Raw genomic sequence first — 21,334 nt, forward strand, 5'->3', positions numbered from 1 at the left:
CTCGCGGCGGGGCTCGCCGTGATCGCCTGCGGAGACGGAGTGAGACCACCCCACTCCTAGAGTGGGGAGGCGTCTGTTGGTGAAACAGGAAAACCTGCCCGCGAGGGTGGGAATCCCCGGTCTTCAGGCCGGGGAGGATGTCAACAGCGCCCTGTACTCACGCGCCAGCCCCTGCGCACCTTCGTCAGCGCCGGCTTCGAGGTCACGGACCTCGGCCCAGCGCACCTTGACGGCGTCGCCCGCACCGGCGTCGCCCGCGGCGGCGTCAGCGTCGGGCGCGGGCGGTGCCGGACGCAGCGCGACGACGCTGACGCGGGACGTCCCCCGCACCACGGCGGCCGAACCGCCACGCGGCAGCCGCCCGGTCTGCTCGATCACCCCGACCGCGGCCACCTGGGCGAGCTGACCGTCGACCCGTGGGACGAGCAGCACCTGCGCGCCGCCCCCGGCGGGCCGGCTGGAGACGCCCGGCGCCCGAGCGTCGGAGGCGCCGGGAGCCCCGCCGGCACGGGCGGCATCCACGGCCGCACGGGTCTCGTCGTCGGCCAGGTCGAGGGACACCACCATGCCGGGCAGGACGGGCAACACCCTGTGCTGTGCCATGTGGTCCACCCTCACGTCAGGAAGTTGAGTCACCATGGCTTAACTCAGGTCAGTCCATCGATGTCCCGAAGCCTGATCGCCCTCAGCGAACGCCCTCGGTCACCGCCCTCGGCGCAGAGCTCAGCGCAGACCTCGGCGCCAAGGGCGGCGCAGACCGCCGGTACGGGCCAGCCGGTACGGGACCCGCCGGCACCCGGCCCACCGGTAGGGGCTCAGGGTGCGGGTGGCGTCATTCGATGTCGAACAGGCCCTGGCGGACGGCGTACATGACCGCTTCCATCCGAGAGTGCAGCTGGAGCTTGTCGAGGATGTTGCGCACGTGGTTCTTGACCGTGTTCTCGCTGATGAACAGCTTGCGGGCGATCTCGCGGTTGGCCCGGCCCTCGGCCACCAGTCGCAGGACCTCGAGCTCACGGGCGGTCAGATGGGGGGCGGGGGCACGTGGCCGATCATCCGAACCGCGGGCCATGGTGGCGAACTCGACCATCAGCTTCGAGGCCATCGAGGGGCTGATCAGGCTCTGGCCGTTGTGCACGGCGCGGACGGCGTCGGCCACCTCGTGCGGCGGGATGGACTTGAGCAGATACCCGACGGCACCGGCCTTGATCGCGTCGAAGAGGTCGGACTCCTCGTCCGACATCGTCAACATCACGATCCTGGTCCGCGGCACCGCTCGGCGGATGGCGCTGGCGGCGGCGATGCCGTCGCGGCCGGGCATGCGCACGTCCATCAGGACGATGTCCGGCAGGGTGCCCGATGCCAGCGACAGCGCCTCCTGGCCGTCACCGGCCTGACCGACGACACTGATGTCGTCCTCGATCTCCAGCACGGTCTGCAGTCCCTGCAGAAAGAGCTCATGGTCGTCTACGACGAGGACTCGAATCGGTGCGGAGCCCTCGACGGTGCCGGCTTCAGCGGCCGACGGCGGCACAACACTGGCCGTCATCACATACCCGGGTATCAGCGGCGAAACGTCCGGCCCATGACGCGGACGCGAACGAAAGAGGGTTCGGACACTCATCCACTCTACGTGATGAAGGACATACCAGTGGTCGTGACGGCGTCGGCGAGGTGGTGGCGCCGATCCCCGGTAAGGCATCCGACATGCCGGAAATAATACGGGGATCGGGCGCGGCGAACTGCGGGTATCAGCGGTTTCGTCCGCGATGCGGCAGCCGTTCCGGCCAGCCGACCCCCGCCCTGGACACCGACCGGACACCAGCAGGCGCGCAGACCGCCCGAAAACGGACGCAGGTGGCAGCCGTCGGGATTACCCGACGAGCCGCCAATGACCAATCGTCATTTGGGCAGCGAAGTTATCTATCGGTGCAGCAAATAGACGAGGCGCGTCGCATCGTGGTAATACCGCCGGGTATCCGGTGATGTCGCATTCATCCCCGGTGCCGCGTCAGGCCCGGGCGAACAGGCCATGGTCGAACAGGCCATGGTCGGCCAGACCGTGCTCGGCCAGCGGGCCGACCCGCGACCCGGCGTCGTCGCAGCGGGCGGCGAGCTCGGGCAGGGCGCCCAGCGCGCTGCGCCAGGCACCGGGGGCGCTGGTGCAGTCACTGTCGTGCAGCAGCACCGTGGCGCCGCCGCGCAGGTCGGGGGCGAGGGTGGCGAGCACACTGGCCGGGGTGGCGTCGGCGGTCCAGTCCCGACCCCAGGCCGACCAGAGCACCGGGGTGAGCTCCAGGGCCCGGGCGGCCAGCAGCACCCCGGACGACAGGATGCCGTGGGGTGGGCGAACATGACGCGGCGGTTGGCCGGTCACCTCGGCGATCAGGTCGCGGGTGCGCAGCAGCTGGTCGTGGGTCGAGCGGGGGCCGCGCAGCAGCATGGGGCGGTGATCCCAGCCGTGCACGCCGAGCTCGTGCCCGGCCGCGACCATCTCCGCGGCCAGGCCCGGCGCCCGCTGGACCTGACTGCCCAGCACGAAGAAGGTGGCCCTTACCTCCAGCTCGGCGAGCACCGCAAGGAACAATGGGGTGGATGCCGGGTCAGGTCCGTCATCGAAGGTAAGCGCGACATGGTCGGGCGTGCCGATCCCGGCCAGACGTGGAGTGAGCCGGATGCGGGCCCGGCGCAGGGTCGCCAGCGACGGCAGTCCGTAGGCCACCCCGGCCGTCAGGCCGAACGTCACCATCAGTGGTACGCCGGAGGGCCGCATGCCGAGACTGTCCCACAGGGGCGATGGCTATGAGTCCGGTCACGTCCCCCGGCTTCGCGGTCTGGTAGGAGGCGGTATGGGTCGTACTGGAACTGAAAGCAGAAAGTGAGGCGACGGTGACCGTTGACGGCGCGACAGTGTTACCCGTGCCCAGCAAGGAGGAGATGCTCGCGTCCTGGTTCCTCGCGGGCGACGAGCGGGGCAATCCGGACACCGCGCTGGATCGACGGCGCGGTGACGGGCGACTGTGGACGACCGGCAACCAGGTCGTGGCGCTCATCCATGGCCGGGAGTACTTCAGCCGGCTGCTGACGACCGTCGAGAGCCTCGACGCCGGTGACCTGTTGCTGTTCACCGACTGGCGCGGCGATCTCGACCAGCGCCTGGACGGTGCCGGCTCCGAGGTGGGTGAGGTGCTGGGTCGGGCGGCCGCCCGTGGGATCACGGTGCGTGGGCTGCTCTGGCGCTCGCATCTGGAGTTGCTCTCGTTCAGCTCGAAGCCGAACCGGCTGCTGGCCGAACGGCTGGTGGAAGCGGGCGCCCAGGTCGCGTTGGACCAGCGGGTGCGCGCCGGCGGCTCGCACCACCAGAAGCTCGTGATCGCCCGCCGCGGCGGCGACCCCGACGGTGGCGTCGCGTTCGCCGGCGGGATCGACCTGTGTCACAACCGGCGCGACGACGCGGCCCACGCCGGCGATCCGCAGAGCCAGCCGATCGCGAAGGCGTACGGCGACGCCCCGCCCTGGCACGACCTTCAGGTCGAGGTGCGTGGCCCGGCGGTCGGTGATCTCGAGTACACGTTCCGCGAACGCTGGGATGATCCGACGTCGTTGGAGAACCCGAACCCGGTGCGGCGGCTGTACTACCGGCTGCGTCCGGTGGCGACGTCCACCGAGCCGCTACCCGACCCGCAGCAGGCCGACCCGGCACCGGCCGGTTCGCACAACGTGCAGATCCTGCGGACCTACCCGCGACGGCGGTGGGGGCCGTACCCGTTCGCGCGGGTCGGGGAGCGTTCGATCGCCCGCGCCTACCAGAAGGTGCTGCGGCGGGCCAGCCGGCTGATCTACCTGGAGGACCAGTACATGTGGTCCATCGAGGTCGCCGAGTTGTTCGCCGAGGCGTTGCGCCGCTCCCCGCGGCTTCATCTGATCATCGTGGTGCCGCGGCATCCGACCCAGGGCGGGGCGCTGTCGTTGCCGCCGAACCTGGTCGGCCGGCAGCAGGCGCTGCAGGTCTGCCGCGACGCGGGCGGTGACCGGGTCGCGGTGTACGACGTGGAGAACCACGCGGGCACACCCGTCTACGTCCACTCGAAGGCGGTGACGGTCGACGACGTGTGGGCGTCGGTGGGGTCGGACAACCTCAACCGTCGGTCCTGGACACACGACAGCGAGCTCGCGGTGGCGACCATCGACGACGAGCTCGACCCGCGGGAGCCACGCGACCCGGGCGGACTCGGCGACGGCGCCCGGGTGTACGCCCGTGACCTGCGCCTGAACCTGTGGCGTGAGCACCTGGACTGGGACGGTCCCGACGACGACCTGATCGACCCGGAGACGGGGTTCGCCCTGTTCCGCGAACGGGCGGCGGCGCTGGCCGCCTGGCACGCCGGCGGGCGGGTCGGTGATCGTCCGCCGGGGCGGGTGGTACCGCACACCCCGCATCAGCTCGGCCGGGTCCAGCAGGCCTGGGCACGATCGCTCTACCACGCGATCTACGATCCGGACGGTCGGCCCCGTCGGATGCGGACCGCCGGACGATGGTGATCGGCCGGACCAGGCGACTCAGCCCGATCTCGTGGCTGTTCGTGACGGCCGTGGTGCTCGTCGCGGGTACCTGGGTCGTGCAGCATCCGGCGTCGCGGACCAGATCGGTCGCGGGCCAGCGGGTCGTGTTGTGGGGCGACTCGCTGGCCTGGGAGGCGGGGGCGGTGTTCACCCGGGACGTGGAGGCCGACCGGCACGCCACCGCGCTCGTGCGGACCTGGGGCGGGACCGCCCCCTGCGACTGGCTTCCCGATCTGGCGGTCCAGCTCCGCGCGTTCCGTCCGACCGTGGCGGCGCTGGCGTTCTCCGGTAACGAGGGCACCCCCTGTATGCGCGGCCGGGATCTGGTCGCCGCCTACCGGGCCGACGTCGGCCAGGCCGTGGATCAGCTGACCGCCGCCGGGGTCGCCGTCGTCCTGGTGGAGGCGCCGCCGCGGTCGGACCAGCCGGTGGACGCCGCGGGCCGCACCGCGCTGGACCGGGTGTGGCAGCGGATCGCCGCCGACCATCGTCCCGGCGGGGTCGTCACCGTCGCACCGGCGGGACGGGTGGTGACCGACAACGGCCGGTTCACGCCGACCCTGCACTGCACCAGGGGCGAGACCTGCGGGCCGAGCGGCTTCGTGACCGTCCGCAGCCCGGACGGCACCCACTTCTGCCCGCTGACGGTGCCGCCGATGACCCCCTGCCCGCTGCCGTCGCCGGGCGCCGCCCGCTACGGAGCGGCGATCGCCCAGGCGACGCTGTCCGCCGGGGCCGACCGCGAGCGCGGTTCAGGCGACCCGGCGGGTGGTCGCGATGCGGCGTCCCGTGACGGAACGGCGGTGCAGGCCGAGCTCATCCCGCCAGGACAGGTAGGTACGGTCCGGCATCCCTAGCGCGCACAGCCGGTCGGCGAGGTCGGCCGCGAACGTCTCGGCCTCCTCCGGTCGACGCAGCGCCAGGGCGAGGCCGTGTTCGTCTCATGCCATCGCGGAATTGTCGGCGTTTCCCGCGGTGAACGCCGCCCAGAGCCGGCTGTAGGCGCCGCCGGCGTCGAGGAGCTCCGCGTGGGTGCCCTGTTCGGCGACACGTCCGCCGGCCATGACGACGACCCGGTCGGCGCGGGCGGCGGTGGTGAGCCGGTGGGCGATGACGATCGTGGTCCGCCGGGTGGTGACGGCCTCGGCGGCGGCGGTGACGGCGGCCTCGGTGGCGAGGTCGAGGGCGGCGGTGGCCTCGTCGAACAGCAGGATGTCCGGGTCTGCGAGTTCGGCGCGGGCGAGCGCGAGCAGCTGGCGCTGCCCGGCGGACAGCCCACGGCCACGTTCGCCGACGGGATGGTCGTAGCCCGTGGGCAGCGATGCGATGAACGCCTCGGCGCCGACGGCCCGCGCCGCCGCACGTACCTGTTCGTCGGAGGCGTCGGGCCTGGCGTAGGCGATGGCGTCGCGCACGGACCCGGAGAACAGGAACGGTTCCTGCGGCACGATGCCCAGGCGCCGCCGATAGCCGGACAGGTCGAACTCACGCACGTCCACCCCGTCGACGCGGATCGCCCCGCCGGTGACATCGTAGAAGCGGGCGACGAGTTTGAGCACCGTCGACTTGCCCGCCCCGGTCTCCCCGACGAACGCGACGGTCTCCCCCGGCGCGATCCGCAGGCTCACCGCGTCCACCGCCCGGGTCTTCGTCCGCCGCCCGCCCACCGTGTAGGCGAACGTCACATCATCGAGGATGATCTCGCCGGCCAACCGGCCGACGGCTCGCGGATGCTCGGCGGGCGGCGTGGACGTCGGCGTGCGCAGCAGGTCGGACAGCCGCCGCAGCCCCACCATCGCCTGCTGGTAGCCGTCGAACACCTGCGACAGCTGCTGGACGGGTGAGAAGAACAGGTTGACGTACAGCATGAACGCGAGCAGCCCACCTGCCGTCAGCGATCCGTCGTCGACCAGGTGCGCGCCGACCCCGAGCACCAGGGCGAGCGCGATCCGGGACAGGAACTCCACCCCGGGGAAGTAGATCGCGATCATCCGCTGGGCGCGGACGCGGGACACCCGGTAGGCGTCGGAGAGCTCACGGAAACGTTCCTGGTTGACCTGTTCACGGCCGAAGGCCTGCGCGACCCGCAGCCCGGCCAGGTTCTCCTGCAGGGACGCGTTGACCGCGCTGACCCGCTCCCGAGACTCGGTGTACGCCGCGGACGAGCGCCGCCGGAACACCACGGTCGCGGCGATGAGCACCGGCAGCACGGCCACGACGACGAGGGCGAGCTGGGCGTCCAGGATCAGCAGCGCGACCAGCACCCCGAAGAACGACAGCAGGCTGACGATCGCGGTGGTCAGCCCCGTCTGCAGGAACGTCGACAGCGCGTCGACGTCCGTCGTCATCCGGGTCATGATCCGCCCGGCGAGCTCACGCTCGTAGTAGTCCAGTCCGAGCCGCTGCAACTGCGCGAAGGTCTTGACCCGCAGTACGTAGAGCAGCCGCTCCCCCATCCGCCCGGTGACCCTGGTCTGCCAGACCTGGACCACCCAGTCGGCGAGGGTCACCGCCAGCGCGACACCAGCCGTCGCGAACAGCGCGTTCCGCGCGCCCGTGCTCACCCCGTGGTCGACGGCGTGGCGCACCAGCGCCGGCACGGCGAGCCCGGCGAGTGCGTCCAACGCGACCAGCACCAGGCCCACCACCAGCGGAATCCGCACCCAGGCCAGCAGTCGCCGCAGGGTGAAACCCGGGTCGGGCGCGGCGGCCGCGCCCTGGTCGATGTGCGGATCCTCCGTCGCCGGCGGCAACGCGTCGACCTTGGCGAGCAGGTCCGGTGTCGCCGGGACATCCCCGAACGCACCCCCGCCCCCGAACGCCCGCCCCGCCGGCCCGCGAAACCCCTGGCCACCGCCGATCCCCCCGGCACCGCGGCCACCGAAGCCACCTCGTCCACCGTCAGCGCCGGCGGCGGTGGTGGTGTACCGCCGCTGCCCGGCGGAGATCGCCTGGACGGGCAACGCCGCTGGCATCGACGGCGGCTGTGCCGGCAACGCCGCCGCGGCCGGCTCCGACCCCGGCTCCGACACCGGCGCCGGTTCCGGTTCCGGTTCCGGTCCCGGTTGCTCGGGTTCCTCGGCGAGGCGGTCGCCAGGACCGGCGAGCAGGCGGCGAAACAGCGAGCAGCGGGCGGCGAGTTCGGCCTCGCTGCCCTGGTCGACGACACGGCCGGCGTCCAGGACGGCGACGCGGTCGGCGAGGTGCAGGGTGGAGCGGCGGTGCGCGATCAGAATCGTGGTGCGCCCGCGCATCACCTCGGCGAGCGCGGTGTGGATCTCCGCCTCGATGCGGGCGTCGACAGCGGACGTGGCGTCATCGAGAACCAGCACCCGTGGGTCCGTGAGCAGGGCGCGGGCGAGCGCGACCCGCTGGCGCTGCCCGCCGGACAGGGTCAGCCCCTGCTCGCCGACAACCGTGCCATAGCCGTCCGGGAGCTCGCGGATGAACCCGTCGGCCTGGGCGGCGCGGGCGGCCGCGACGATCTGCTCCTCGGTCGCGTCCGGCCGGCCGTAGCTGATGTTCGCCCGGACCGAGTCGGAGTACAGGAAACTGTCCTCGAAGACCATGCCGAGCTGCCCGCGCAGACCCGCGAGGGTCAGCGTGCGCACGTCGTGCCCGTCGAGGCGGACCGCTCCGCCCTGCGGATCGTAGAAGCGCGCCAGCAGCTGCGCGATCGTCGACTTGCCCGAGCCGGACGTCCCGACAAGCGCCAGGGTCTCGCCCGGTTCGACACGCAGGCTCACCCCCTGCAACACCGGCCGCTCCGGCTGGTAGCCGAAGGTGACATCGTCGAGTTCGACGAGGCCACGGGCGGCGCCCTCGAGCGGACGCGCGTCCGGTGCGTCGCTGATCGTGGGCCGCGAGTCGATGATCTCGAAGATCCGCACGGTGCTGGCCTTGGCCTGCTGGCCGACGGTGAGCAGCCCCGCGAGAGTGCGGGTCGGCCCGATCAGAGCGCCAAGGTAGGTGCTGAACGCGAGGAACGTGCCGAGCGTGATCCTGTCCGTGAGCGCCAGCCACCCGCCGAACGCCAGCACCGCGACCTGCCCCAGCGCCGGTACCGCCTGCATCGCCGCGCCGAACCGGCTGGTGATCCGCACCGCCCGCATCCGCAGCGCGAACAGCAGCCGCGCGTGCCCCGCGACCCGGTCAAGCTCCCGCGACTCCTGCCCGAACCCCTTGACCACCCGCACCCCGGCGACCGCCTCCTCGACGGCCCCCGCGACCTCCCCCGCCTGCTGCTGCGCCGCCCAGGTCGCCGGAAAGACGGTGTGCCGCGCCCGAATCCCCAGGAAGTACAGCGCCGGCCACATCGCCAGCGCGATCAGCGTCAGCAACGGCGACAGCCACGCCATCGCCGCCATGGACGCGAAGAACAGCAGCACGTTCCCACTGACCATCGGCAGATACGACAGCAACCCCTGGATCGCCGTCACATCGGAGATCGCCCGCGACACCACCTGCCCCGTGGACAGCTGGTCCTGCCGGTTCCCGTCGAGCCGCTCGATCGTCGCGAAGACCTGGTCACGCAGGTCGTACTGCACGTCCAACGAGAGCTTCCCGCCCGCGTACCGCCGCACGAACGTCAACACGAAGATCAACACACCGGACGCGAGCAGCACCACCAGATACGGCGCCAGCGCATGCCGATGCGTCACCACCACGTTGTCGATGACCGACCGCTCCACCAACGGCACCGCCGCCGTGATCAACGTCCCGACCAGCGACGCCCCGAACGCCAGCAGCGCGTTGCGCCGATAGACCAGCACCGCCCCCAGCAGCCGCCGTACCCACCCCCGATCCCGCTCCGCGCTGGACGGCTCGGCATTCGGCTGCTCGGCATTCGGCTGCTCGGTGTTCGGCTGCTCGGCACTGGAGGGCTCGACGTTCGGCTGGGCAGCGTTCGACGAGTCGGTGCTCGACGGGTCGGCGTTGGGTTGGGGCCGCCCGTGGGAGTCCGACGTCGAATGCGGCGGCGTCGCGGTGGTCGCCTGCGACGCGGCCGTGGACGCAGTCGTGGACGCAGCCGTGGACGCGGATGCGGATGCTTCGGTGCTCGCGGTGACCTCCAGGATGTGCGGGCGCGCCGAACCAGCCGCCGTCGGAGCTCACGCGATGGACAGCTGACGGCGGAGGTCCGTGACCGCCGCTTCGACGTTACGTCCGTCGGCGTCCGTGCACGGCCCAGTCAGTGTCTATCAGCGCAACATTCCCGCAACGCCGTTGATGCCCACACCACACCGCCACCAGACCACACCCCGCCCTCCACACTCAGCCCCTGCCCCCTGTCCTCCGCCCTCCGCCCAGCCGCCACACCCAGCCCCCTGCCCTCCTTGCTCCTTATCTCCCTTTTCCACCCGTTCCGGACTGCCGCAACCCACCCCACCTCCGCCCGCATTACCCGTGCACGCCCTGACCCGCCTGGCCCGGGACGCCCCTCCCGCCATGCCCCCACCGTCGCGACCGCACCGCCAGACAAACCAGCCCATCCACCCGCTTGCCGAGGCCTGTTCGGAAATCGACCCCCTGATTCCCCGACCAGCCCTCGGCATGGCACCGAACACCCCTCGGCACGACAAGATCGCAACCCGGCAGGCGCGCCGGACACACCCTCCCCCTCCTCCCCACCACCAACCCCGGCCAGCCACCACACCAACAATCACGTAGCGAACCAAGCCAGATCCCTTCAGTCACCACCGTTCCGATCAGGGTGTTCCGCGGAACCGCCGCCCCACCACCAGCACCCCCGACACACCCAGATCACCGAGCCCCGACCGTCGCGACCGGGCCGAGCCGCCCGCCGTGACCGACCTATCCACCAAGTCCGACCCACCCCCCAGCCACACCCCCCGCGCAGCCTGGTAGAGTTCTCCATGTCGACGCGGCAACCAGCTGGGAACGCGAAGGCAACGCGCCGTTAGCTCAATTGGCAGAGCAGCGGACTCTTAATCCGCGGGTTCGGGGTTCAAGTCCCTGACGGCGCACCCGCTCCCACCAGCCCATACGGCACGGTCCTGCCGTAGCGTTGGTCCTTCTTGGCAGCCACGCTGGCAGCCAGAGGGCACACAGCAGTTATTCGGCCTCTGGCTCCTCCTCCGTTTCTTCCTCTGGCTTCGGCTGGGGCTTGTCACTGTTCGTGGTGTCCCACAGCGTCGCTGCCATCCGGTCCGCGGCGTCGGTGGACAGCTCCGGCGCAACATGGCTGTAGGTGCCGAGCGTCAGGCTGATCTGCGAGTGCCCCATGATCTCCATGACGACCCGCGGGTGGACCTTCTGCGCGAGCAGAAGGCTTGCCATCGTGTGACGCGCGTCGTGCAACCGGGCAGCCCGAACGCCCGCAGCGTCGAGAAGCGCCTTCCAGGCCCGGTGATCGGCACTGGGGTCGATCGGGTGGCCAGTCGGCTGCGTGAACGCCAAATCGTGCTCGTTACGCCATGCGCTGCCGGCCGCTTCCGCTTCCTGGCGTTGCGTCGCACGGTGCGCGCGCAGATCAGTCGCCAGGCCGGGCGGGAGCACGATGGTTCGCCGGCCCGCCCGAGACTTCGGCTGGACAATGACCAGTCCCCCACCGGTACGCCGGGGGCAGCGACGAGGCGTCCCGCAGGAGGGCACGTCGCCGCAGCCGTGCGCCCACGCGCGGCGTTGGAGGGCTTGGCGAACGGTCAACTCATCGGTCGAGGGGTTCAGTCAGTCGCTGGTGCGCCGGATCGCCGGGGGCAAGGCGAAGGTCGAAGACGTCGACGTCATCGAGCGCATCGCCGATGGTCTGCGGATCCCCGGTGCGATGGTCGGTCTGGCCCCGCGCCCATGGGAGGTGTCCGGAGCGGTCGGGGCCGCCCCGCATCCGCCGCAGGAGACGCTGCGGGTCCCGAGTCATCTGCGCGAGCAGGCCGGGGCGGCGTTCGGGGCACCGCCGGCAGCACCCCGCCGGGACGAGGTCACCGACTCCATCCGCCAGCTACTCGCGTGCATCGAGCCGCCGGCCGCGGGTCGGGGCGGTCGGGTGGAGCTGCCGCCGTTCGACCTGGAATCGAAGGTCTTGGGCGCGTGGAGTTCTGGCCGCCCGCGGGAGGGTTCCCCGGCGCTGGTGATGGTGGCCGGGTTCCCGGGATCGGGGAAGACGGAGTTCGCCCGGTTCATCTGCGAGATCACCGGCTGGTCGTTGCTGGACAAGGACACGATGAGCCGCCCACTCACCGACTCCCTGTTGCTCTCGCTGGACACCGACCCCAACGACCGCCAGGGCGAGACGTACACCGGAAGGATCCGCCCGTTGGAGTACCGGGCGATGCTCGACACCGCGTTCGACAACCTGCGGTTGGGCCTGCCCACCGTGGTGACCGCACCGTTCGTCCGCGAGCTGACCGACTCGGCATGGTTGGAACGGATGAAGAAGCGGTGCGCGAACGCCGGGGCAGCGATCGCCGTCGTCTGGTTGCGCTGCGACATCGACTCCCAACGCGACTACCTCGAATCCCGCGACGCCGCCCGGGACACGTGGAAGCTGTCCTACTGGGACGAGTACGTAGCCACCATCGACCCCGACCAGCGGCCGGTGTGCACGCACTACGTGGTCGACAACAGCCGCCACGCCCGCAGCAACCTCGCCGAACACGCCCGCCGCCTGGCCAGCCGGATCCGCGATGCCTCCTGACGCCGTCATCCTCTACGGACCGCCCGCATCCGGAAAGGACACAATCACTGCGGCGCTGACCGGTCGGTACGTGCATTTCGACCGGCTGAAAGTCGGGGCGAATGCCCGTGCGCCCTACCGGGTCGCGTCCGGCGCCGAGCTCGGCCGCCTCCAGGCGCAGGGACTGATCCTGTACGCGAACGAGCGATACGGAAACGTGTACGCGATCGACCGGCCCCGCCTGGACGAACTCATTGCCGCCGGCCGGGTGCCGGTGGTGCATCTCGGCCAGATCGCCGGCATCGAAGCCCTGCACACCGGCTATCCCGCCCGATGGGTGACGGCGTCGCTGTGGTGCCCGCGTGAGGTGACCGAAGCCCGCGCCCGCGAGCGTGGGAGTACCGACGTCGACGCGCGGCTGACCGTGTGGGACGAGACGTTGGCCGACTTCGACAAGGCCGCCCGGACGGATCTGTTCGATCTGGTCCTACGGACAGACCGGCGGTCGCCCGAGCAGGTCGCCGACGTCATCAACCACGCCGTCACCGACCCTTCTGCCGGCACCATCCATCCGCACGACCCGATGGACTGACCGCCCATGCATCTGGTGCTACCGGCTCTGACCTTCCGCACGCCCAGCGGAGGCATCGACAGGCCCACGACTGCCGAATATGCCCGCCGTGCCGGGCGGACGTGGGCGCACAGGTTCATCCTGTCCGGCACCACGACCGGCGGACATCTGGCCAGCGAAGTCGACCGTGCCACGGTCGTCGAGCTGTGGGCGGAGACGATCGGAGTGGACCGGCTGACCGCATGCTGTTGGACGCCTGCCGACATCACCCACGCCACCGCCGCCGGAGTCGTCCCGATGGTCGTCCTACGGGACTTTGCCAGCGACCACGACGTGCTGAACCTGTTCGCCAACTTGCCGCGCCCAAGCTACGTGTTCAGCCATCCCGAGTTCAGCCCCGCCACCCTGACACCTCAGCTTGCCGCCGCCGCCCAGGCCGCCGGAGTCCTGCCCGCCGCCGCTAAGATCTCCAAGGTCCCACCGGACACCATCGCCGCACTGCGCACCGCGACCGGCTCGGACTTCACCCTGTGGGACGGCACCGCCCGCCACATTGCCGAAAGCCTGACCGCTGGAGCCGACGGCATCGTCACCGCACCCCTAAGCCACCTACCCGACCCGTTCCCCACGGACAACGTCGCCGAGCTACAAGCCACCATCGACGCCGCCCAACACCACCTCGACACCGCGCACGGCAGGGACGCCCGCACCGCCGCCCTGTTCGCCATGGCCACGCCCCGGCACCCGAGCCGCGGCGGATAGCCTCGTGTCTGCCGAATTGTTCGTTTTAGGATCAAGGCTCGCGACTGGCTGCGCCGCGCGGCCGTCTGCGCGCGGCCTGGCGGCCGTGCTCGCCGGGCGCGTCGCACCCGCGGCCAGATATTACAGAGCACGGGAGCCAAACCCTGCCGCAACCCACCGCCCCGGCTCTACCTGTCTCGCGACAAGCATGTAGTATCTTCGCATCGCGGGCAAAAGGTTAGTTTGGCGTTGGGGCGTCGTCGGTACTCGGCGCAGCAGGAACCGGGGGACAGGCAATGAAAGCGAGCGAAACAACACTCGGAGAGCTCCTCCAGGGCCAGTGCCAGTATGGAGTGCCTCTCTACCAACGTCCTTATAGCTGGAAGACCGCGAATCTGCGGCAGCTCTGGAGGGACATCCTCGGCGTCGCTGCGGAGGGGCCGCGAGCTACCCACTTCATGGGCCCGGTAGTGCTAGCCCCCAGTCCATCAACAACGCCAGCAGGCGTCGCAGTCTGGTTGGTGGTCGATGGACAACAGCGCCTTACAACCCTCAGTATTCTCCTGTGTGCAATACGCGATCACGTCCGGAATAGCGACGAGCGTCTTGCAAACAAGATTAACGATCTATACCTTCTCAACCCCTATGCGACGGGGCAGGAAAGATACACACTCCTTCCCACCCGGACCGACCGTGCTACATGGACGGGACTCGTTGAAGGTTCACCCATCGGCAACGGCAGCCAGGGGATAGATGCCGCATATGCATATTTCCGATCGGAAATCGCCGCGGCCGAGGGCGCCGAAATCCCTGTGGCTCCAAGTCGAGTGGAACAGATCATAACCGGCCAACTCGGAATTGTCGAAATTGCCGCACATCCAGACGATGACGTTTATCAGATCTTCGAATCACTAAACCATACGGGTCTCCGTTTGACGCAAGCGGACCTACTCCGGAACTATCTATTCATGAGACTGCCAACTCGCGCTGATCATATTTACGATTGGCAGTGGTTCCCTATGCAAAGTCTTATTGGGGAGCATCTCGAAGACCTGATCTGGCTGGACCTCGTAATACGCGGCGACAGTAAAGCAACCAAGTCCGGAATCTACCATGCGCAACAGCGGCATCTGAGTAAGCTCCCGAGCGAGCACTCAATAGCCGAGTGGATTGCCGAATTGCATTTTAAGGCTAAAATTTTCAGTAAGATACTCGACCCGGAGCAAGAGGCGGATCCGAATCTACGCATGGCGCTCGATCGGCTGCGAAGGTGGGGATCGGATGTCGTCCACCCGATCGCACTGAAGATCCTCATTGCGCACGCTGCTGAGCGTATGGACACCGATGAGGCCATTGCCGCACTGCGAATGGCCGAGAGCTACCTGGTTCGGCGAATGATTGTCGGCACCAGCAGTGCTGGCAGTAACATCATTTCAGCACTTCTGGTCAAGGAGCTAGGCGACGCGACGCCAACCGCGGACGCCATCAGGCGCGCGCTTTCCGGCCCCCGCAGAAAGTTTCCGACAGACCAGCAGATAAGAGACGCGGCTATCGCCAGTCCGTTCTACTGGTATGGCCGAGGTCCACAGCGTACTTATGTGCTTCGATGCCTCGAAGAGGACTACGGCCATGAAGAGCCGCCGGACTGGGAGGCGAAATTCACCGTCGAGCACATTCTTCCCCAGACCATCAATAGAGAGGAATGGCGCGAGACTCTAGCAGAAGACGCGAGAGAAGGCGAGACGATAGACGAAGTTCATAGATCTTTGGTGCACACGATCGGAAACCTTACACTTACGGGCAGCAATCCCAAACTTGCCGACCGTGAATTCACAGAGAAGAAGAAGCTTCTCATGGATAGCGGCCTAGCCATGAATCGAGAAATAGCGGTGAGCGACCGGTGGGGTCGTGAGGAAGTTCACAATCGTGGTCGGATGTTGGCCGAGCGAATCACCAGGATTTGGCCTGGCCCTGAAGATCAAGCAGCTATCGCGCCGTCGCCTACCCTGGATTGGCCTATTCTTACTCAGGTTCTTTCATCGATTCCTGCCGGGCGATGGACAAGCTACTCGGATGTGGCCGAAGTGGTCGGCACCTCGGCGCATGTCGTTGGACGGTGGCTACCAAGCCGAGCGGTTCCAAATGCCCATCGTGTTCTGATGCTTAATGGATCTATTCCGTCAAGTATCCGCTGGCCCGATCCGCAGAGGACCGATGATCCGAGAACCGTCCTTCAGCAGGAGGGTGTTACCCTCGAAGCATCAGGGCGCGCCGTTGCTCACCTTCGCATGAGCAGCTCAGATCTCGCGAGAGCTTGTGACATGTACACTCCAGACGATGAGGATAATTCTAATCGCGAATTCCTTCTATTCGATAGCTGAGTCGTTCATATTCGGCTGCTGATGCTGTATATTCAGCCAAACTCGTGAACGGCGATGGTTGACCTCAGACATCGACGAACATCAAGAGATAATCTTTTTGTTGGATGGTGCGCGATTGAGGCACCGATGTCAGTGGATGCCCGCAGGCTTCCTGGACGGAGTGCAGCAGGCCAGCAGACGGAGTGGATATCCCATAGACCTCGGTCGACCAGCCGGATACATCTACGGATCAGAAGATTCCCAGTGACACGGCTCTGGCAGCCAGAGCGGCAGCCAAGCCCGCAGACGGCGAGAGACGGCCACGGGACTCAGCGGACGAAACCGAGCCCGTGACCAGCACCGACGGACGTCCACGGACATCAGCGGACGAGCCACCGATGATCTCTTAATCCGCGGGTTCGGGGTTCAAGTCCCTGACGGCGCACCCGCTCCCACCAGGTCGAATGACTCTTGGTGTTGACGTGCAGAAAATTTTCGTGGTCCCAAGCTGCCACTCTCGTCACGGCCTTCCAAGACGATCTCCAAGTAGAGCTACGCTGGAGCGTATGAGCGTGGCCCACAACCACTACTCGGAGCTGCACGCCCTCGTCGACCGACTTGCCCCGGAACGTACCGCGGATGCCCGGCGGGCGCTGTTGCGCCTCGTCGCGGCGAATCCCGACCTGGACGAGGAAGCCACGGCCCAGGGCGCGGTGTGGGTGGGACCGTCCTTCATCGGTGCGTTCGACAGCGGTCGTGATGACCTGTCCGAGCGGGTGGACGAGACGCTGTTCGACAGCGACAGCCCTGGGAGTGACACACGGTGATCCTTTGGGACACCGGGCCTCTCTACGCCGCGTTCGACCGCCGGGACAAGCACCACGAGGCAAGCGCCGCCCTGATGCGGCGAACAGCCCCACCGCTCCTCGTGCCCGCGCCGGTCGTGATCGAGACCTGCTACCACCTGACCAAGCATCTCGGTGCCCGCGCCGAGATCGCGTTGCTGAAGACCTTTCAGGGCGGCGACCTAGCGATGGTCACGCCGACGACGTCGGACTTCGACCGCGCCGTCGAACTGGTGGAGCAGTACGCCGGGTTCCCGCTTGGCATCACCGACGCCTACGTCGTCGCGATCGCCGAACGCCTCGACATCACCCGACTGGCCACCATCGACCGCCGGCACTTCCTGGCGGTGACACCACGGCACTGCCCCGGCTTCGAACTACTGCCTGCCTGATAGCGACGTTGACAGCCATTACCGTGTACGAAGACGCACCCCGCCGGAGACGTGCCACGGGATATCGGCTCACACGAAGCGAGCCCGGTGTACCCAAACTCTGTACCCGAGCCCGCGGACACCGGCGGACGAACCTGAACACGGACGGAGCCGATGCCCAGGTCGAGCCGACGGAGCGGACGTCCACGGACATCTGCAGACGAACCGCCCGCTACTCTTAATCCGCGGGTTCGGGGTTCAAGTCCCTGACGGCGCACCCGCTCCCACCAGTCGATACGGCACGGTGCTGCCGTATCGACGATCCTTCCTGGCAGCCAGTGCGCACGCTGACCACCCTGTCTGTGGCTTCCGCTGGAGATCCGCGCCGTCACCGGAGGTCCGTCGGATCCTCGCGGACCACGATGTGGAACGGGCGGAAGCCACGGCGCAGGTAGTTCGGCAGGGCGTGTGGATGGTCGAGCGTCGAGGTGTGCAGCCAGACTCGGCGTGCTCCCAGCTGGTTCGGAAGCGGGATGCTCCACGCCGCTTCGGTGGTGAGAGTGAGGGCGTAACCACCGACCCCGGAGCCGACGAACTCGGGGACAAGCCCGAAAGTCGCTATCTCGACCTCGTCCGGCGGATGGATCCTGACTGTGGAGATCTTCGCATGGTTCTCCTCGAATCCCCGGCCGTCGGGGCTCCACGGTAGCTGCCAGCGCGCTCCACACCCACTGGTTTATGTGACGCCCAGCGGGGGCGTGGTTCAGGCGGTCCGTGAACGGCGCCCACGCGCCATCCCAAGGCGGCACCGCGGTGCGGAGGCCTAAACTGATCGTGTGGTTGAGCAGAAGCCGGGGAGCAGCGGGCATGCCTGACTTTCGCGTGGCGGTGTTCGCCTCGCATACCGGGACCAACCTACAGGCGTTGCATCAGGCTTCCCTCAGGGCCGGTGCGGCGTTTCGCCTGGGTCTGGCGCTGAGCAACAATCGGGATTCCGGTGCCCTCGCCTATGCCCGGTCCCATTCTGTTCCGGCAGCGCACATGTCAGGAGTCACCCATCCCGATCCCGGCCAGCTCGACACCGCCATCTGCACGCTGTTGCACGAGCGGCGGATCGACCTGGTTGTCACGGCGGGCTACATGAAGAAGATCGGACCCCGGACGCTGGAGTCCTTCACCGGCCGCATCATCAACGTGCACCCGTCCCTGTTGCCACGGCATGGCGGAAAGGGCATGTACGGGAGCGCGGTCCACGAAGCGGTCCTGGCCGCTGGCGATCAGGTCACCGGACCGTCCGTCCATCTTGTCACCGCGGAGTACGACGAAGGTCCCGTCATTGCGCGGCAGGAAATAGCGGTCGGTCCAGACGACTCGGTCGAGAGTCTCGCCAGGCGGGTTCTTGCTGCCGATCAGAACCAGGGGAAGCGGTACGGGACGGTGATGGTGGCGGGGGTGGAGCGCAGCGGCGGGTCGGTGGGGGTGATCGTGGCCTGGGCGTGGGCGGTCACGGCGATCGACCTGGCGTTGACGTCCGCCGAGGTGGTGGTGCGGGTGGCGGAGCAGGTCAGCGAGGAGTTGGCGGCGATGGTCGTCACGGGGCAGTCGACGGCGGGTCCGCCGGGGCCGGTGTCGATGGTGAGGCCGGTCAGTGGGCGCGCGCCGGCGTTCGTGACCGAGAACAGCAGGGTGAGGTTCTGCCCCGCACCGGTGAACGACCCCTGGGCCGGCCAGGCGACCAGGGCCAGGTAGTGGCGCAGCACCGTCAGCGTGGCCGGCGCCGAGGTGACCGGCGGGCCGGTGTACGGCGTGCCGCCGGCCCAGGCGGTGGTGGTCAGCGCACCGGCGGCGGTGTCCGCGGCGGTGGCGGTGTAGGTGCGGGTGCAGGTCACGGACGCGCCCGGGGCGAGGGCGGTCGTCGGGCAGGTCAGCGGCGCCAGGGCTGCGCCGGGGTTCGCGGCGTAGGCGACGAGGTCGGTCAGCTGATCGGCGCCGGTGTTGGTGACCTGGTAGCCGAAGGTCAGTTCGGAGCCGGTGGTCTGGAACGTCGTCGGGTAGGACGTCGGCGTCACCGTGAGACCGGTGCGCAGTGTCCGGAACACCCGTGCCCCGGCCGGTGGTGAGCTGACCGGCGGGCCGGTGTTGGTGGTGCCCAGGGCGACGGCGTTGGTCGCGACGTAGCCGCGCGCCACGTCCACGATCGTGGTCGGGTAGCTGTTCTGGCAGGTCACGGATGCGCCGGGGGCCAGCTGGAAGGCACAGAGGATCGGCGCCCAGGGGCGCAGGCCGTCCACCACCGAGGTGAGCAGGAACGAGGTGGGGCCGTTGTTGGTGACGGTGTAGGTGAGGCCGATCGACTCACCGACATCGGAGAACGTCGGCGCGGAAGGGGTGACGGTCAACGACACGCCCCCGGGGGTGTTCCGCGGGACCGTCAGCACCGACGGGTCGGACACCACGGGGGCGCCGGTCGCGGGCCGACCGACGGCGACCACGTCGCTGTCGGCCTGACCGGCGTCGATCTGGCTCTGCGAGACGCTGCTCTCCTGCGTGCACACGGCCTGCTCGGACGGGGCGAGGACGAGCTCCGGCACCGCGCAGTCGACGATCGGGCCGGCCGACTCCGAGCGGCGCAGCAGGCTCACCGTGAGCGGCACGTCACCGGTGTTGGTCACGGTGTGACGCAGCTGCCGCGCCTGGCCCACCGTGGAGATCACCGGCGGTTGGGATGTGGTGGTGAGCGTGAGCGCGGGGCTGCCCGGCGCGGGCGGCACCGGCACCGGCACCGGCACGGGGGCGTACGGGGTGACGTGGACCAGCGTCGAGGAGTAGAGATACCGGCCGGTGAGGTCGATCACCGGGATGCCCCAGCCGCGTACGGTCGCCGCGGCCCCGCCGGCGTCGATCTGGGCCTGGGAGCCCAGGACATGCGCCTGGCAGGTGACCGACCCCCCGATCAGGACCCGCCGATTCTCACAGATGGCGTACTCGTTCGGGGAGTGCACGTCGAGATCGAGACCGGCGCCGGCCAGGATTCGGCTGGTGTTGTTCGTCAGGACATAGGTGGTGACCACCTCCTGCCCGACGGTCGTGAACAGCGAGTCCTCCCGTAGGAAGGCCAGGTCCACCTGGCCGGTGATGGCGATCGGCGCGCTGGCGGACGCGGCGGCGGAAAGCACCGAGGTGCCGTCCGCGGACAGTCCGGCGGCGACGGCGGTGACGTTCACCGCGCTCTGGCTGAAGTCGAACATGCCGGCCCCTCCGGTGGCGGTGCAGGTCGCGGTCGCACCCGGGTCGAGCAGGTAGGACGTGCAGGTCGCCTCGGAGGTGCTGGCGGTCGAGGCGATGCGCAGCGCCCCGACCGTGGCGGTGCCGGTGTTGGTCACCTGGTAGGTGTAGGTGACGGCCTCGCCGTACCCGCTGATGACCGGCGGGGTGATCGCCGCCTCGAGACGCAGGCCCAGGCCCAGCGCCGGGTCGTCGCGGGCGATGGTGCTCACCGGGGCCGAGAGGACGACCGGGCCGCCGTCGAGCGGGGTCGCGGTCGCCAGGACGGTGACGCCGAACGCGTGGGTGTCGACGTCCGCCTGGGTGGTGGTGTGCGAGGCGGTGCAGCTCGTGACCGTGGCCGGGGCCAGTGTGGTGGCGGCGCAGGTGACCGGGGTGAGCCCGGTGCGGGCCGGTTGCACGCGCAGGTCCCGCACCGGGCCCGGGCCGCCGTTGCCCACCAGGAAGGTGAGGGTGAGCTCCTGGCCGACGCCGGTGAAGGTGGACGGTGTCACCGCCGCCGTCACCACCAGCTCGGGCGGCACCGCCGGCTCGGCGCGGGCCGTCCCGGCACCCACCCACCCGACCGTTCCCACTGTCAGAACAGCGATGACGGCCAGCAGGGTATCCAGCACCCGAGCACGCGACATACACCGAATGATTGCACTGAGTAATTCCCCGCCTCGCTTTTCGCCTGGACGGGCGGCGTGTCGCCATCCTGCGCGACACAGATCCGAGACAACCGGAGACAACCATCCTGAACAGGTGTTTTTTCTTCTGGAAAGCGTGCTCCGGGCGGCGCCTCACCGGCCCGGCCCGAGGTCGACCCGCCACACCGATACCCTTGTACCGTCATCTTCCAGATATCGGAGTCATCGGCCTTCCGCCGGCTCGATGACCGCGTCCGGGAAATGACGGGCAGCGCCCGGAGAAGCTTATTCCTGCCGGCGCTCCTTCCTGTCGGCGCTCCTTCCTGTCGGATC

15 protein-coding genes, 1 tRNA gene and 2 pseudogenes are annotated in these 21,334 nt (G+C 68.9%); 12 read left to right on the forward strand and 6 right to left on the reverse strand.

Annotation, left to right across the window (positions count from 1 at the left end; translation table 11 throughout):
- Positions 1–123: 123 nt before the first annotated feature.
- The 3 genes from MXD61_RS08195 to MXD61_RS08205 all read right to left on the reverse strand — a co-directional run bounded on the left by MXD61_RS08195 (position 124) and on the right by MXD61_RS08205 (position 2,773).
- Positions 124–603, reverse strand: coding sequence for an LON peptidase substrate-binding domain-containing protein (locus MXD61_RS08195; protein WP_248812237.1), 480 nt, complete (start codon positions 601–603; stop codon positions 124–126).
- Between the two features lie 229 nt (positions 604–832).
- Positions 833–1,549, reverse strand: a complete 717-nt coding sequence (locus MXD61_RS08200; RefSeq protein WP_163549301.1) for a response regulator transcription factor — start codon at positions 1,547–1,549, stop codon at positions 833–835.
- A 462-nt stretch (positions 1,550–2,011) separates the two neighbouring features.
- Positions 2,012–2,773: a polysaccharide deacetylase family protein gene (locus tag MXD61_RS08205; protein WP_248812238.1), complete on the reverse strand. Its 762-nt coding sequence runs from the start codon at positions 2,771–2,773 to the stop codon at positions 2,012–2,014.
- Positions 2,774–2,937: 164 nt separating this feature from the next.
- Here MXD61_RS08205 and MXD61_RS08210 point away from each other — a divergent pair, with 164 nt between their 5' ends.
- The gene (locus MXD61_RS08210; protein WP_251079623.1) at positions 2,938–4,542 is read left to right on the forward strand and encodes a phospholipase D-like domain-containing protein; all 1,605 of its coding nucleotides are present in this window, start codon (positions 2,938–2,940) and stop codon (positions 4,540–4,542) included.
- On the forward strand, positions 4,536–5,420 hold the full coding sequence (locus MXD61_RS08215) for a hypothetical protein (RefSeq protein ID WP_248812240.1): 885 nt from the start codon (positions 4,536–4,538) through the stop codon (positions 5,418–5,420). The genes MXD61_RS08210 and MXD61_RS08215 overlap by 7 nt, the downstream gene beginning before the upstream one ends.
- 84 nt (positions 5,421–5,504) lie before the next feature.
- Here MXD61_RS08215 and MXD61_RS08220 read toward each other — a convergent pair whose 3' ends face one another.
- Positions 5,505–9,335, reverse strand: coding sequence for an ABC transporter ATP-binding protein (locus MXD61_RS08220; protein WP_248812241.1), 3,831 nt, complete (start codon positions 9,333–9,335; stop codon positions 5,505–5,507).
- Between the two features lie 85 nt (positions 9,336–9,420).
- Here MXD61_RS08220 and MXD61_RS08225 point away from each other — a divergent pair, with 85 nt between their 5' ends.
- Positions 9,421–9,693, forward strand: coding sequence for a hypothetical protein (locus tag MXD61_RS08225; protein WP_248812242.1), 273 nt, complete (start codon positions 9,421–9,423; stop codon positions 9,691–9,693).
- A gap of 784 nt (positions 9,694–10,477) precedes the next feature.
- Positions 10,478–10,550 (forward strand) — tRNA-Lys (locus tag MXD61_RS08230).
- An 88-nt stretch (positions 10,551–10,638) separates the two neighbouring features.
- Here the strand turns inward: MXD61_RS08230 and MXD61_RS08235 are convergent.
- Positions 10,639–11,082: a tyrosine-type recombinase/integrase gene (locus tag MXD61_RS08235; protein ID WP_248812243.1), complete on the reverse strand. Its 444-nt coding sequence runs from the start codon at positions 11,080–11,082 to the stop codon at positions 10,639–10,641.
- Between the two features lie 181 nt (positions 11,083–11,263).
- On the opposite strand from MXD61_RS08235, the gene MXD61_RS28410 reads away from it, so the two are divergent.
- The 8 genes and pseudogenes from MXD61_RS28410 to MXD61_RS08270 form a co-directional block, all read left to right on the forward strand.
- Entirely contained in the window at positions 11,264–12,220 is a 957-nt protein-coding gene (locus MXD61_RS28410) for an AAA family ATPase (protein ID WP_248812244.1), read from the forward strand.
- The gene (locus MXD61_RS08245) at positions 12,210–12,791 is read left to right on the forward strand and encodes a guanylate kinase (RefSeq protein WP_248812245.1); all 582 of its coding nucleotides are present in this window, start codon (positions 12,210–12,212) and stop codon (positions 12,789–12,791) included. Before MXD61_RS28410 ends, MXD61_RS08245 begins: the two co-directional genes overlap by 11 nt.
- Before the next feature lie 6 nt (positions 12,792–12,797).
- Positions 12,798–13,532, forward strand: a complete 735-nt coding sequence (locus MXD61_RS08250) for a hypothetical protein (RefSeq protein ID WP_248812246.1) — start codon at positions 12,798–12,800, stop codon at positions 13,530–13,532.
- Between the two features lie 275 nt (positions 13,533–13,807).
- Positions 13,808–14,467: pseudogene (locus MXD61_RS28775) on the forward strand (DUF262 domain-containing protein); the annotation flags it as partial.
- A 12-nt stretch (positions 14,468–14,479) separates the two neighbouring features.
- Positions 14,480–15,892, forward strand: coding sequence for a DUF1524 domain-containing protein (locus MXD61_RS08255; RefSeq protein ID WP_248812247.1), 1,413 nt, complete (start codon positions 14,480–14,482; stop codon positions 15,890–15,892).
- A gap of 545 nt (positions 15,893–16,437) precedes the next feature.
- Positions 16,438–16,698: a hypothetical protein gene (locus MXD61_RS08260; protein WP_248812248.1), complete on the forward strand. Its 261-nt coding sequence runs from the start codon at positions 16,438–16,440 to the stop codon at positions 16,696–16,698.
- Complete coding sequence (locus MXD61_RS08265; protein WP_248812249.1) at positions 16,695–17,108, forward strand: type II toxin-antitoxin system VapC family toxin; 414 nt, start codon at positions 16,695–16,697, stop codon at positions 17,106–17,108. The genes MXD61_RS08260 and MXD61_RS08265 overlap by 4 nt, the downstream gene beginning before the upstream one ends.
- Positions 17,109–17,954: 846 nt before the next feature.
- Positions 17,955–18,440 (forward strand): annotated as a pseudogene (locus MXD61_RS08270) (formyltransferase family protein); the annotation flags it as partial.
- A 56-nt stretch (positions 18,441–18,496) separates the two neighbouring features.
- Here MXD61_RS08270 and MXD61_RS08275 read toward each other — a convergent pair.
- A complete protein-coding gene (locus MXD61_RS08275; RefSeq protein WP_248812250.1) occupies positions 18,497–21,001 on the reverse strand; it encodes a hypothetical protein in 2,505 nt (834 codons plus the stop codon).
- Positions 21,002–21,334: the final 333 nt, after the last annotated feature.

The organism is Frankia sp. AgPm24, assembly GCF_023243055.1.
Lineage (GTDB): Bacteria > Actinomycetota > Actinomycetes > Frankiales > Frankiaceae > Frankia > Frankia umida.